This window comes from Rhodospirillaceae bacterium (assembly GCA_018660465.1).
GTDB lineage: Bacteria > Pseudomonadota > Alphaproteobacteria > Rhodospirillales > JABJKH01 > JABJKH01.
In genome coordinates this window covers 20381-33654 of sequence record JABJKH010000118.1, presented here as the reverse complement: position 1 = coordinate 33654, position 13274 = coordinate 20381, and the positions used below count along the sequence as shown (strand labels likewise).

Annotated in this window: 15 protein-coding genes and 1 tRNA gene; 8 read left to right on the top strand and 8 right to left on the bottom strand. The window is 52.8% G+C overall.

The features are described 5' to 3' along the window. The 6 genes from HOM51_19700 to hemC all read right to left on the bottom strand — a co-directional run. On the bottom strand, nt 1-1501 hold a 1501-nt coding region (locus tag HOM51_19700), incomplete at its 3' end, for a hypothetical protein (GenBank protein ID MBT5036742.1). A 547-nt stretch (nt 1502-2048) separates the two neighbouring features. Continuing rightward, nucleotides 2049-2124: transfer RNA gene (locus HOM51_19695), tRNA-Thr, on the bottom strand. 77 nt (nt 2125-2201) lie between these two features. Beyond that, a complete protein-coding gene (locus tag HOM51_19690) occupies nt 2202-3578 on the bottom strand; it encodes a heme biosynthesis protein HemY (GenBank protein ID MBT5036741.1) in 1377 nt (458 codons plus the stop codon). Between the two features lie 5 nt (nt 3579-3583). Further along, on the bottom strand, nt 3584-4813 hold the full coding sequence (locus tag HOM51_19685) for a hypothetical protein (protein ID MBT5036740.1): 1230 nt from the start codon (nt 4811-4813) through the stop codon (nt 3584-3586). A 143-nt stretch (nt 4814-4956) separates the two neighbouring features. Further along, nucleotides 4957-5670: a uroporphyrinogen-III synthase gene (locus HOM51_19680; GenBank protein MBT5036739.1), complete on the bottom strand. Its 714-nt coding sequence runs from the start codon at nt 5668-5670 to the stop codon at nt 4957-4959. 6 nt (nt 5671-5676) lie between these two features. Next, nucleotides 5677-6603, bottom strand: a complete 927-nt coding sequence (gene hemC, locus HOM51_19675; GenBank protein MBT5036738.1) for a hydroxymethylbilane synthase — start codon at nt 6601-6603, stop codon at nt 5677-5679. A gap of 101 nt (nt 6604-6704) precedes the next feature. On the opposite strand from hemC, the gene tsaD reads away from it, so the two are divergent. From tsaD to acs, 8 genes are all read left to right on the top strand, one after another. Next, nucleotides 6705-7763, top strand: coding sequence for a tRNA (adenosine(37)-N6)-threonylcarbamoyltransferase complex transferase subunit TsaD (gene tsaD / locus HOM51_19670; GenBank protein ID MBT5036737.1), 1059 nt, complete (start codon nt 6705-6707; stop codon nt 7761-7763). 73 nt (nt 7764-7836) lie between these two features. After that, complete coding sequence (locus HOM51_19665) at nt 7837-8004, top strand: hypothetical protein (GenBank protein MBT5036736.1); 168 nt, start codon at nt 7837-7839, stop codon at nt 8002-8004. A gap of 51 nt (nt 8005-8055) precedes the next feature. After that, entirely contained in the window at nt 8056-9045 is a 990-nt protein-coding gene (locus tag HOM51_19660) for an NAD(P)-dependent glycerol-3-phosphate dehydrogenase (protein MBT5036735.1), read from the top strand. Nucleotides 9046-9071: 26 nt separating this feature from the next. Next, entirely contained in the window at nt 9072-9359 is a 288-nt protein-coding gene (locus tag HOM51_19655; GenBank protein MBT5036734.1) for a YciI family protein, read from the top strand. A gap of 9 nt (nt 9360-9368) precedes the next feature. Next, on the top strand, nt 9369-9656 hold the full coding sequence (locus tag HOM51_19650) for a YciI family protein (GenBank protein MBT5036733.1): 288 nt from the start codon (nt 9369-9371) through the stop codon (nt 9654-9656). A gap of 20 nt (nt 9657-9676) precedes the next feature. Further along, nucleotides 9677-10090 (top strand): EVE domain-containing protein, encoded by a 414-nt coding sequence (locus tag HOM51_19645; GenBank protein ID MBT5036732.1) that lies wholly within the window; start codon nt 9677-9679, stop codon nt 10088-10090. Further along, nucleotides 10087-10428 carry a Rieske 2Fe-2S domain-containing protein gene (locus HOM51_19640; protein MBT5036731.1) on the top strand — a complete coding sequence of 114 codons (342 nt, stop codon included), beginning with the start codon at nt 10087-10089 and terminating at the stop codon, nt 10426-10428. The genes HOM51_19645 and HOM51_19640 overlap by 4 nt, the downstream gene beginning before the upstream one ends. A gap of 71 nt (nt 10429-10499) precedes the next feature. Continuing rightward, entirely contained in the window at nt 10500-12437 is a 1938-nt protein-coding gene (gene acs / locus HOM51_19635; GenBank protein MBT5036730.1) for an acetate--CoA ligase, read from the top strand. A 1-nt stretch (nt 12438) separates the two neighbouring features. Here acs and HOM51_19630 read toward each other — a convergent pair whose 3' ends face one another. After that, the gene (locus HOM51_19630; GenBank protein MBT5036729.1) at nt 12439-12876 is read right to left on the bottom strand and encodes a nuclease; all 438 of its coding nucleotides are present in this window, start codon (nt 12874-12876) and stop codon (nt 12439-12441) included. 174 nt (nt 12877-13050) lie between these two features. Beyond that, nucleotides 13051-13248 (bottom strand): DUF1674 domain-containing protein, encoded by a 198-nt coding sequence (locus HOM51_19625; GenBank protein ID MBT5036728.1) that lies wholly within the window; start codon nt 13246-13248, stop codon nt 13051-13053. Nucleotides 13249-13274 lie beyond the last annotated feature (26 nt).

Below are 13274 nucleotides of genomic sequence, written 5' to 3'. Positions count from 1 at the left end.
CATCCTGTCCGGGAACATCGTCGTATGGCATCCAGGACATTAACGCATCAAAAAGGTACTCTAGCCTCACCTTATTCTCTTTCATCGCGTATTGCTCCAGCCCCGTCAGTGGAATTCCCATAACCTTCTCAAAAGCAATGCACATCGTGCTGATAAGCTCATCGACGTAACCTTCTGGCACAATATAACTATCATGAACGGACAATACTGGAATGTTGTGGTTACAGAAGGTTTCAATAATTACTTCCGTGATCTGTGCGTCCTTATTCATCAAGCGAACACCAACATCTGCACAAAAATGTTTTCTTATGTGTGGGTGTTTTTCCTCAAGAGCCGCTTTGATTTTGGAAAGCTGATCATTGGTAAGACGTTTTTCAGGGGTACCGTTTTCGGAATTCTGACGAAATGCGTTGTATGCCTCCCCTTCCGATTTCGCATTCAACAACATGAGAAATAACAATTTTGTCGTGCTTCTTTGTTGATTTGAATTTTCAAAAATTCCTAAATCAGGAAGTTCATAAGGGTCGGTTCCAAAATGCTTCCAATAGTTAATCTTCTCCTCCGCGTAGAGCATAATGATATGGAAACCTGAAAAATCGACCTCTATCGTGGGGTGGTTATTAATAAAAATATGCGGGCGTAAGTCTTTTTTGCATCGTTGCCACCATCCCCCCCAAAAACGACCACCGCACTCAAAAGAGCCTCTATTAAAAATCCTTCGAGTAAATTTATCTAGTTGTCCAACTGAAAACGTTTTTGCTTCGCCGTCCACCTCGACATCAAACTTCGTATCTTCAAGCGAAGGGATATCAATAAAGGTGTGCCATAAAAGGTCATTGTATTTATTGAGCACCGAAGACATCCGTTCAGTTTCTTCTGTCAGCTCATATTCAATTTCGACTGTTTTCTTAGTCTTAGGTTTAGATTTATTTGCTTCTTGATCGGTGTCCCTCAAAATTACGGTCAAACGATCCTTAATGCTTCTTATGTCGAAAGGAGAAAATCTAGCCTCCATGAACATTTCGATGAGTACTTTGGAAGGCCAAATGCGGGCAATCCGTCCCTCTCCCTGACCATGAGGGTAGAATCCTTTGGCCTGTTCAACTAATCCTGCTTCAATAAGAATATCAACGACTTCAATTGTAAGCCTGGAAATGCTTAGTTCATTATAAATAGTGCCAGCATCATAATCCGTATGATTGCGGGAAAATGAAATTTTAAGCTTAGGGTCTTGGACCCAAGCAACATAGAGATCAAGCAGGACTACTTTAAGGTGTTTTTTTTCAATGTTTTTTTTACGGCTCTTAAACGACTTGTCGTAAATAGGGTCAACAAATTTGTTTACTTCCGGATGGTCAGACCATGTGTGCACATCCAACCGTCTTGAATAAGCTAGAGCCTTTGACTTTTCTCTACCGGCAATTGCCTCTAGTTCATCGTCCCATAAATCTTCTTCATTGTATGGCTGCGGCACACTGACTTCTTCATCTTCGCTACTCATTTAACTTTCCCAAAATTTTTTCTTTGATTGCGATAAAGAGCAATGGGTTTAATGGGGTCGCTTCTTAATAACTCCAAGAAAACCGCGACGCATTGACTATTTAATCTTCAAATTATTGGCTACGTATTAAGAGGTATATTGAATGTCGTATAGCCTGATACGTCAACGTCCATATGCCTGTGAGTTTTGTGGTTCTATAGTGGGAAATCGCTAATTTCGGTTAGAAAATAAGACGCCGGAATGCATTAAGAAGAGGCACCCCGCACCCCCCTGGCACCCCCTACGCCCTTTCTGTAAGAACGCCCCAGATTTTTATTAATCAATCTATGGTGCTTCTTAAACATCCCTCTAGGGAATGCGTAACTCTTTCAGCGTTCATGTCATAGACGTCGCGCCGCCTTAGCTCAGCTGGTAGAGCATAGCCACGGCTTTGCCGTGTGCATCGCATTCATTTGGTGTGAACTTACTGTGAATACTGTGAACGAGCAGCCCACTTGCAATAGATTGCAGGGACTCTTACATTCAAGGCTCATCAAGGGAAAGAGAGTGGTGCCGCCTGGGTGACTTGAACACCCGACCCCCGCATTACGAATGCGATGCTCTACCAGCTGAGCTAAGGCGGCGATAGTTGGCGCTTTTGTTGGCCTTATTTAATGCGCTGAGCGGGTTCCGTCAACGCTCTGTCGCCCGAAGACCCCCTTTAGCCAATTTCGTTTGATGGTTTTGGCAGGGCGGCCATCGGTTCATTTGGCAATTCCCCTGATTGACCATGGTGGGCGAGTCCCGGCGCACTTGCATGTGGCGGCGTTTCCCAGCGTAGGCTGCAAAAGTTTTCGCACTTTCCGCAAATTTCCAACCATTCCGCGTGCACATGGCCACACGTGGCGCAGACCCAAGCCGGGTCAGGATCAGCCTTTGTCGCGCGCACGAGCCATTCTCGGCTTTTCTCAGTATCATTTTCAGCTTTGTCCGCTAAGTCAGCCATCATGCGGCAAACTCCGGCACTCGGTGTGTCGGTCAAAATAGCTTCCAAATTTTTACGGGCTTCGCCCCAAATTTGTGCTTTCAGGGCCAGCAAAGCCACCGCCAGATGACTGTCTGAATGGTGGGGGTTGACCTTGGCCAATCGCTGCCCCGCAAGCAAGCGCGCATTGGCATCAATCGCTTCGCGCGCTGTTAAATAGGGTTCAAGTAAATCTGGATGTGGAGTCTGGCTCCATGATTTTTCCAAAACTGAAGCCGCTTTGCGGTGTTGACCTGCGTCTAGCAACAGCGCCGCATATCGGCCAGACCCCGGACTAAAACCAGGGTCCTGATCATGAGATTTCTTGGCATGACGCAATGCTTGTTGGGCATTCCCCGCCGCGTCCAGGCCGAGCAGATGTTCCAGCGCCGCGCGATGAGCCCGGGCTTCGCCCTCCTTCACCAAGCGATTTTTCACCGATGCGGAAAGAGTATTTAATGCATCCCCCCAGCGCCGCTCGCGAACTTGGAGATCAAACAAGTTTGACGCGACCCATTCGCTTTTCGGCTTGAGAGTGTTAGCGTGATGGGCAAGGCGCAGCGCTTCGCCCTTGTCACCTGATTTCATTGCTTGGGTGAGTTGCCCTCGAATACCCAAAAATTCAGTTTCCGGACGTTCCAGCATGGCGGTAAAGAATTTCTGCGCGGCTTGGGTATCGCCGGACAATTGTGCCGTTTGCGCTGACAAAAGCAGGGTCAGTGCCGGGTCTCCTAGCAACCCATCGGCACGTTTGACCTGACGGCGCGCTTCCTCCGCATCCCCTGCTGCAACGGCTACCATACCGCGGGTTAATGCGACGTAGCCCTTTTTACGGCGACTCTCTGCCAGATATTTTTTGAAGCTCCTCGGTGCCCGTCGTACCGCCAGCAAAATTCTATAGAGTAAAGCCGCCAAGACGGCGATAACCACCATCGTCCCCAACAACACCGAAATTGACATATCGATCCGGCGGTCCAGCCAATACAAGGTGACGTCGCCAGATTGATCCGAAATCCACGAGACAACGAAGACCAAACCTGCAAAGACAATGAAAAGCCATATGGCGCGCCACACGAGGCTTACTCTTTCGCCGGGTTTTTAGGCGCTGTTGCCTGCACAGGCGCCATATAGGCAACAGCATAAACGTGCAAAGCTGCGATGGCCCGTTCCGCCGCCAACCGCGCCTTCGCATCACGAATCCATTCAGCGGCGACCGCCTTAGAATTTTCCGGCAGGGTTTCCAGAGCCTTTACAGCGGCCGGAAGATCCGCTGTTTTTAATATGCCTTCAGTGCGCGCTACAATGGACTGGACATCGCCCCCCTTAACATTCGCGCCGGATTTTCGGATGGAGACCAACGACGACAGTTGCTCCAGTGTTTGCGCAACCCATCCCTTGCCCGCCTTCTTATGGCTTGCCCGAACAATATCAGCCGCGACTGCATCAAACCGGTTTCGCAATATTGCCAATGTTGGGATTCCCATTTTCATATGGGGCTCAAGAACAGCAATTGATTTTGCAATATCGGGTTGGCCCTTGGCGCGCTTTTTTAGCTGATTGAGGTCGTCAGCAAACGGGGCTGAACTGCGAAGCGCCTCACGGACTTGTAAAACCGCCAATACCGTTTCACGCGGTAAGAAAGGCCCCTTTTTCGAACCGATTTCAGCCTTCGGCTGCCCCCCGCCTCCCGCCTTAATTTTCTCCGTTTGTTTTTCCAGAGTCGCGATCCGCTCAATAACACCTGACAGGGCTTCGCTGTCTTGTTCCAGGTGTGCCAATCGGCCGGACAGTCGCTGGAGAGTTTCGTTGGCGTCTTTGCCAACTGTTGAAAGGGTCGTCGCCTGAGCCATTCTTTTAACCGCAGTCAGGGCCTTTTCTTGTTCCTCTAGCCGCTTCATAAGCCCAGATAATTGCTGTGTGAATTGGGTCCGTTGCGACTCAAGAGACTTGATCTCGTCATCTTGTTTTCTCTGATTTTTAACCAGGTTCTCCAATGCCTGGACGCGGCCCTCCACACCACTCAGGCGCGGGTCCTCTTTTGCCCGAATAATCGGCGGCAAATGTTTTGATAAGACGGGCCAAACCGCATAGGCCGAACCGATGATAACGCCCAGGATAACAACTCCGCCAACGACCGGTGCCGCGCTGCCAGGCCGAAAAGTCCGGGCCCAGAGATTAGGCGTATCCACACCCACCACCGCCGGGTTGGATTTTGCCGGTTTCGGCTCTGGTTTTTTAGCTCCAAATTTTTCCGAAGGATCAACCGTCGACTTTTTCTTTGGAGTCCTTTTTTTAGGTGTCGTTGCCATATACCTATCCGCGTTGCGACCGTTCAAATACAGTCTCAATTTCACTTAATATGTCGGAGACCCTCCCTGCACAATCCCCTTATACCAACGATTGCCAGGAAAAGGGGATTTTATACCGATTTTTGCCGATAAAGGCTTGTTCGCTAAAGCGCTTTGAAGATCCGAATTGCGCCGAGCAACGAGTCCTGATCAGGTGCGTCCGCAACGATTAAATCTCGCCACGGCAGCCCCCCTGCCTTTTCCGCAACGGCCTGACTTAGGCAAAAAGCCGTTACCCTGTCGAACGTTGTAATTTCAGCCTTTTGAGCTAAATCCACAAACGCGGTCGCCGTGCGGGGAGAAAACAAGGCGACCCCATCGATGTTTCCAGCCGCGAGTTCTTGCACAAATTTCGAGGAAAGGTGCGCGGCAAATCGCGCGCTATAAAGCACCTCCCGCCGAACCTCAAAACCTTCTTGGCTCAGCTGCCCCGCCAAATCGCCGGCGATCCTGGTGCCGGCAACATGCAGCAAGGGGCCATCTGCAGACGTTAGATGATCGGCCACCAACCGAGCCAATGTTTCGACATTACCAGCGGCACTTTCAACATTCTGAAAACCGGCTTTCCGGGCTGCCTGTGCAGAAGCGTCGCCAACGGCAAAGACCCGTATATTTCGTTCCGCAGTACACGCCGTCAACGCGCGAACGCCATTTGCGCTGGTGATCAGTAGGGCCTGATAGGACGCGAGATCGAGGCTCACCCCGCCAATATTTTCGATAACCATCAAGGGCTCTAGTACCGGCTCCACCCCCAGGTCGCGAAGCGCTGCCGCGAGCGGCTCGGCATCTTCGGCGGGGCGGGTTACGGCGATGCGCATGGCTTTTTAAGTTTCGCTTTCAAAATATCCAGGGCCTGCTCGACGGAGCAGTTCTTCACCCGCATCTTTCCCTAAGGACACTGCATCCCTGGCGTCGCCCTTCCGCGAGGTTTCTAAAACTTCAGAACCATCTGTGCGGGCGACCAAGCATCGGAGTGTAAACCCTTTACCATCCAGTTTCCCAAGCCCGCCAATCGGCGTCCGGCACGACCCGTCCAATACTTCCAACATCGCCCGTTCGGCGGTGACGCATGTCAGGGTGGCAGGATCGTTCAACGGTTCTAGAATTTCTTGAGTCCGCGCATCATTTTCCCGGCACGTTATTCCAATTGCGCCCTGGCCAACGGCGGGTAAGCACACGTCTATGGGGACAACGGAAGTTGCGGCGTCGGCCATTCCCAATCTGTTAAGACCGGCCAACGCTAGAAACGTTGCATCGACCTCACCCGCTTCAAGTTTCCGAAGGCGGGTCTGCACGTTGCCCCGAAGAGACACGACTTTCAGATCCGGACGGCGATGCAGAATTTGCGCCTGACGCCGAAGCGACGACGTGCCAACAACAGCGCCCTGCTTTAGCCCCTCAATGTCCGCTGCATTGGATGAAATAAATGCATCACGCGGGTCTTCGCGGGGCAGCATACACGGTAGGATAATGCCGTCCGGCAACCACGTCGGCACGTCCTTCATGGAATTCACCGCGATGTCGATGTCGTCGGCCAACATGGCTTCGTCGATTTCCTTGGTGAACAAGCCCTTGCCGCCAATGTCCGCCAATGGCCGATCCAAAATTTTATCGCCCGTGGTCTTGATGATCACGATTTCTGTCTCAAGTCCGGCGTGGGCCGCAGCCAGCCTATCTTGGGTCTCATGGGCTTGGGCTAAGGCCAGGGGGCTTCCCCGGGTGCCGATGCGTAGTTTTGTTTTATCGTTCATAAGCGTCTTGTTCAGTTATAATTGTGCCCCCCATAAGTATGGAATCTAGGCGCGCTAAAGAGTAAAGTCCCGCGACCTGAACACAAGAGCGTTTTTTCTTCATGATCGTGCTCGGCATAGAAACCAGTTGCGACGAAACCGCCGCCGCCGTCGTCAGCAGCGACCGTACCATTTTGTCTGATGAGATATTTTCCCAATTAGACGACCATCGCCCTTACGGTGGCGTCGTGCCGGAAGTCGCCGCGCGCGCCCATTTGCAGCACCTGGATGGGTTAATCGCGCGCGCCATGAAAGACGCAAAGTTAGACTTTGGCGATCTTGATGGGGTGGCTGCGACCTGTGGACCTGGGCTGATTGGCGGCGTGATTGTCGGGGCGACGACGGCCAAGGCCATTGCCGTGGCCCATGATCTGCCCTTTATCGCGGTCAATCACTTGGAAGGCCATGCCCTGAGTGCCCGACTGATGGATGATTTTGCATTTCCCTATTTGCTGCTGCTGGTCTCCGGCGGGCATTGCCAGCTGCTGACCGTCAACGGCGTCGGCGACTACACCCGGCTCGGCACGACGATTGATGATGCCTTGGGTGAAGCCTTCGATAAAACCGCAAAAATGCTTGGCATTGGTTATCCAGGTGGCCCCGCCGTCGAAGCCGCCGCAGCCAAAGGCGACGGCACGCGGTTTAAGTTGCCAAGACCCTTGAAAGGCCGGGACGGTTGTCATTTTTCATTCTCAGGCCTGAAGGCCGCCGTCCACCGCACCATCGATGGCCTGCCCGAAGGCACCTTGCGCGACGCCGATATCAACGATCTTTGCGCCTCCTTTCAGGTTGCCGCGGCTGATGCGCTCATTGACCGCTGCGCCAATGGCATTGAGATGTTCAAAGATGCCCATCCTGAGGGCTCGACATTGGTCGTGGCGGGTGGTGTCGCCGCAAACACGTATTTACGCAGCCGCCTGCAATCCTTGGCTGAAGACTACGGACTAAACCTCATGGCTCCGCCCCAGCGCCTTTGCACCGACAACGCAGCCATGATCGCCTGGGCCGGTGTTGAACGCCTTCAACTGGGCCTCACCGACGGTCTCGACTTCAAACCAAGGCCAAGATGGCCGCTGGACCCGGAAGCACCACCTGCGGTGGGGGCAGGAGTTAAGGGGTAAGCCTAGCGAAATCGTGATTTCTTGATACTAAGCGCTTGCAGTAGACTCATTACTAACTTGGGAAACTTCGAACGTGCAAAAGCATTTCATCATTGTCGCCGTGTTTGCGGTTTTCGGATTTACCGCCGCTCCTGCGCACGCAGGCCCTTTCCCAGGCGGCCTAACGCTTGAAGACCTTTTGCCCGCGCCTGAGCAATCCGGCGGCAATCAGGATCATGTGGTTGGTGAGCATCTCTGCTGAATTAGTCTCATCTGGTTTGACCTAAGGGCGGGTCTGACTTAGAAAATTACCATGAATAAAATCGGTATCATCGGGGCGGGAGCCTGGGGGACGGCGTTGGCCATGGCGGTTCGGCGCGCGGGACGCGATGTGGTCATGCAAGCGCACGAACCCGAAGTCGTCGAAGCAATTAATTCCAGCCATACAAATCCTATTTTTCTGCCGGACGTGACGCTGGATTCCAGCATTCACGCGACCCCTGATTTGGCTGAGGCTGCGGATGCGGATGCGGTTCTGGTGGTGGCCCCGGCGCAACATCTTCGCACGATCTGTGAAAAAGTTGCGCCTGCTTGGAAATCCGGTGTGCCCGCCGTGATCTGTTCCAAGGGCATAGAAATGGGAACATCGGCGATGATGGGCGAAGTTGTAGCCGAGGCGCTGCCGGATGCGCCGCTCGCTGTTCTGTCCGGTCCCACCTTTGCCATCGAAGTTGCGAAGGAACGACCGACGGGGGTCACCCTGGCCTGTGCTGATAAAGAAATCGGCCAACGTTTGGTCGATGCCATTGGCACGGCGAAGTTCAGAACCTACCTATCAGACGATGTCATGGGCGCACAATTGGGCGGCGCGGTTAAGAATGTCCTGGCGATTGCCTGCGGTGCGGTCGAAGGCCGCGGCATGGGCGACAATACTCGCGCCATGTTACTGACCCGAGGGCTGGCTGAAATTGTTCGGCTTGGCTTAGCTAAAGGGGCGCGATCAGAGACCCTAATGGGGCTATCCGGTATTGGCGATATCACCTTGACTTGTAACGCCATGCAGTCTCGGAATTTTTCCTTGGGCGTTGCCTTGGGAAAGGGGGAAACCCTTGAATCTATTATGAAGGCTCGTAAAACAGTTGCCGAAGGTGTCTACACCACGGCGGCGGTAACAGCGCTTGCGAAGCGCCTGAATGTCGAAATGCCGCTGTGCGCGACGGTTGATCAGGTGCTGAACCATGGTGCGGACATCGACAAAGCCATTTCCGGACTGCTGGCCCGGCCTCTTGTCAACGAAATCTAGAATTTTACTCCAGGAAAGGAACTTCCATGTATTTCTCCATTTACGCCAAAGACAAAGCCGATCATCTATCGCTCCGGATGGAAACACGGCCTGTGCATTTGGAATACCTCAAGGAACACGCGGACAAGATGCTGTCAGTTGGGCCGATCATGACGGACGATGGAGAGTCTCCCATTGGCAGCCTTTTGATCATGGAATTCGATACTATTGAGCAAGCCAGAGAATGGGCTGCTGGCGATCCTTACGCCAAGGCAGGGCTGTTCGAAAGCACTGACGTTCATGCATGGCGCGAAGTGAAGCCGAAAGAACTGTAGAGCAGCACTTTGCATTATTTCATCTATCGCTTGGATAAGCCGGGGACTGAAGCCCTGCGGTCGAAGACCCGACCTGCGCACCTGGAATATGCAGATACGCTCGGTGATACATTGGTGTTCGCCGGACCCACACTTGATGATGATGAAAAAACCATGAATGGCAGTGTCTGGGTTGTTGAGGCCGAATCGAAATCAGAGGCTGAAGCGATCACACAAGCGGACCCTTATGAGCAGGTGGACTTGTTTCAATCAAAGACCGTCCAGCCTATTCTCAAGGTCATTCCGAAAGAAAATTAGTAAAGGCAACGGAGGATCAATTGGCATATTGGCTTGCGAAATCTGAACCAGGGGCGTGGTCGTGGGACGATCACGTTAAAAAAGGTGTTGAGCATTGGGATGGCGTGCGCAGCCATCAAGCCTGCAACAACATGAAGGCGATGAAGATCGGGGAGAAGGCATTCTTCTACCACTCGGTAAAAGAAAAGCAGATCGTCGGCGTGATGGAAGTGGTCAGCGACTATTACCCCGACCATACGGATAAGTCTGAAAAGTTTGGCATGGTCGATTTCAAGGCATTGTATTCGCTAAAAACACCCGTGACGTTGGCGGACATCAAGGCGGACGAACGCTTGCACGACTTGGCCTTGGTGCGCCAATCAAGATTATCCGTCTGCCCGGTTGGTGACGAAGAATGGCGGATCATCTGTGAAATGGGTGGGATCGATCCTTGAGCGACCACCTCTTGTGCGCCTTCGATGATATCCCCGACGGTGACAGCAAAGAATTTATGGCCCCCTTTCAGGGACGCGAGCGTAGCCTGTTCGCGGTCCGTAAGGAGGACCAGATTTATCTTTATCTCAATAGCTGCCCCCACACCGGACTGACTCTGGACTTCACACGGGATCAATTCCTGGACGTTGAAAAGAACCATATTCTCTGCGCCAATCACTTGGCGTACTTTGAAATAAAGACGGGGGTGTGTATTTCCCAGCCCTGTCCGGGGGAACTTTTAACCCCCGTCCCGTTCGAAATTCGCGATACCGAGATCTATCTTATCAACGACGATTGAACCGTAATTCGAATCGCGATACTTTTAGGATAACGAAACGATTAAGAAAGATTCTTGGGAGGGATGATCGCATGAGTGAAGACCTAGTATTTCCTGTCGCCGACGAGGTCGCAAATCGCGCCTGGGCAGACAACGATAAATATTTGGAAATGTACAAGCAGTCCGTCGATGACCCGGAAGGCTTCTGGGGTGAAGAAGGCAAACGCATTGACTGGATCAAACCCTACACCAAGATCAAAAATACAACCTACGACAAGCCGGTCTCTATCAAGTGGTATGAAGACGGCACGTTAAACGCATCCGCCAATTGCCTGGACCGGCACCTGGCCACCCGGGGCGACCAAACCGCGATTATCTGGGAAGGTGACGACCCGACGGTCAGCGAACACATCACCTATAAAGACCTGCACGAACGGGTCTGCCGCCTGGCCAACGCGATGAAGGCGCGCGACATCAAAAAAGGTGACGTGGTCACGATTTATATGCCAATGACGCCGGAAGCCGCGGTCGCCATGCTGGCGTGCACCCGCATTGGTGCGATCCATTCGGTGGTGTTCGGTGGATTTTCGCCGGATGCCTTGGCGGGGCGCATTCAAGATTGCGATTCAAACTGCGTGATCACGTCTGACGAAGGGGTCCGGGGTGCGAAGCCCATTCCCTTGAAAGCCAATACGGATGCTGCTGTCGCGCAATGCCCAACGATCAAAACCGTAATTGTTTGCAAACGCACTGGCGGTGCGATCGATTGGACGGACGGTCGCGACGTTTGGTACGAAGACGTTACTGCCGCTGCATCACCCGACTGCCCACCTGAAGAAATGGGCGCGGAAGACCCGATGTTTATCCTTTATACGTCGGGTTCGACCGGTAAACCGAAGGGGGTTCTCCACACCACCGGCGGCTATATGGTCTATGCCTCAATGACCCATCAGTACGTGTTCGATTATCATGATGGCGATATTTACTGGTGCACGGCGGATGTCGGCTGGGTGACGGGTCACACCTATATCGTCTATGGGCCGCTGGCCAATGGCGCGGTGACTTTGATGTTCGAAGGTGTGCCGAATTATCCGGACGTGTCCAGGTTCTGGCAGGTCTGTGACAAGCACGACGTGAATATTTTTTACACCGCCCCCACGGCGTTGCGCGCTCTGATGCGGGATGGTGATGGACCGGTAAAGGCGACCAGCCGGAAATCGCTCAGGCTACTGGGCACGGTTGGCGAGCCCATCAACCCAGAAGCCTGGAGATGGTATCACGAGGTGGTTGGCGACGAACGCTGCCCCATCGTTGATACTTGGTGGCAAACCGAAACCGGCGGCATTTTGATCACGCCTCTGCCGGGTGCTACGGCGACCAAGCCGGGGTCAGCGACGCGTCCTTTCTTTGGTATTAAGCCTGCCATCGTTGATGAAGAAGGCAACGTCCAAGACGGGGCCTGTCAGGGCAATCTAACCATGCTGGACAGTTGGCCCGGGCAGATGCGTTCGCTCTACGGCGATCATGATCGGTTCGAGGAAACTTATTTCTCGACCTATGCCGGCAAATACTTCACCGGCGATGGCTGTCGTCGGGATGAGGACGGCTATTATTGGATCACGGGTCGGGTCGATGACGTGCTTAACATCTCCGGTCACCGCATGGGTACGGCAGAAGTGGAAAGCGCCTTGGTCGCTCATAAGCTGGTCGCAGAGTCCGCCGTTGTCGGCATGCCGCATGAGATTAAGGGCCAAGGCATCTATGCCTATGTCACCTTGATCGCAGGCGAAGAACCGTCAGATGAGCTTAGGACAGAGCTAGTCCAGTGGGTCCGCAAAGAAATTGGCCCGATTGCGACGCCGGATGCCATCCAATGGGCGCCCGGTTTACCCAAGACCCGATCCGGTAAGATCATGCGGCGCATTCTTCGGAAAATTGCCGCCAATGATTATGAAGACCTGGGCGATACATCGACCTTGGCCGATCCCAGCGTGGTCACAGATTTGGTGGATAATCGGCAAAACAGATGACCTATGGGCACCAGGGCCTGCGCCGTCCGCCGGTGTAGGCCCTGCCCAATCCAGCTTTTATCAACGCCTTCGCCAAATCTCGTCCGTCCGCCAAAACAACTCGCGCAACCACCCGACCCGCGTATTTTCCGTAGTGGATATCGTGAAGGTGGACACCGCCATTTGCTAGGTGTTCCAAAACAAATGTGCGTGCCGCTTTTGCCAGTCGCCGTTCGTGATCACACTTGCCTCGTAGCTCCGGCGTATCCACACCATTAATTCGGACTTGAGTTTCAACGCGCTGGCCCAACCAAATTCTTGCCCGCAGCACAAGCGAATCTCCATCAACCACCCGAACCACTTCAGCCCGGACAGGTCCCGGCAAAAATTCCTTGGCTTCCACACCGAAGGGCACAGCGAACCCGAATAAAAGTATGAAATATATTTTCCGAATTATCATCATCATGGCACAGGACTCGAATCGAGGGTCAATAATGCTCTTAAGCTAGAACAAAATAGGAACAAATGCAATCTATTTACGATTTAAACTTGCTTAATATTTATAATAAAAAACTATTAAGTGTATTAAAATGCAAGCAGCAAAGCCCTGTTCGTGCCGTAGGCCAAAACTAATTTAAAAATCTACGCAGCGACCCTTACGTTCCCAATCCCCATACCGGGTTGGGTCCGGCCCTGTGGGTCCGCCGGATTCCTCAACCTTAGACTCTTGGGCCTCTGCAGGTTTTTTAGAAGGGTCGCCGGGTGCAGTTTCCTGAACGCCCTCGCTTGCCTCGGACGCCCTATTTTCTTTGGATTTTTTATTCGGTTCCATCGAACTTTCCCATTTAGGTGCCCCCG